1 protein-coding gene is annotated in these 318 nt (G+C 66.0%); it reads right to left on the bottom strand.

The window, feature by feature from the left end; genetic code table 11:
- On the bottom strand, positions 1-318 hold a 318-nt coding region (locus tag DW796_RS10705), incomplete at both ends, for an NAD-dependent epimerase/dehydratase family protein (RefSeq protein WP_233539729.1).

Here is a 318-nt window from a genome sequence, read left to right as displayed (position 1 = left end):
GGCGTAGCGGCGGTCGTGGCCGGGGCGGTCGGCGACCCAGTCGAAGTCCCCGGGGTCGCGCCCCATCGCCTCGAGGATCATGCGGAGCACGGTGATGTTGTCCCTCTCCCCATTGGCGCCGATGAGGTAGGTCTCCCCCATGCGGCCCTTGGTGAGGATGTCCCAGACGGCCGAGGAGTGGTCCTCGGTGTGGATCCAGTCGCGGACGTTCTCGCCCTTCCCGTAGAGCTTGGGGCGGACACCGTCGATGATGTTGGTGATCTGGCGCGGGATGAACTTCTCCACGTGCTGGTAGGGGCCGTAGTTGTTGGAGCAGTT

Source organism: Collinsella sp. AM31-2AC, assembly GCF_003469285.1.
Classification (GTDB): Bacteria; Actinomycetota; Coriobacteriia; order Coriobacteriales; family Coriobacteriaceae; genus Collinsella; species Collinsella aerofaciens_AT.
This window is presented reverse-complemented; position numbering and strand designations above follow the sequence as displayed.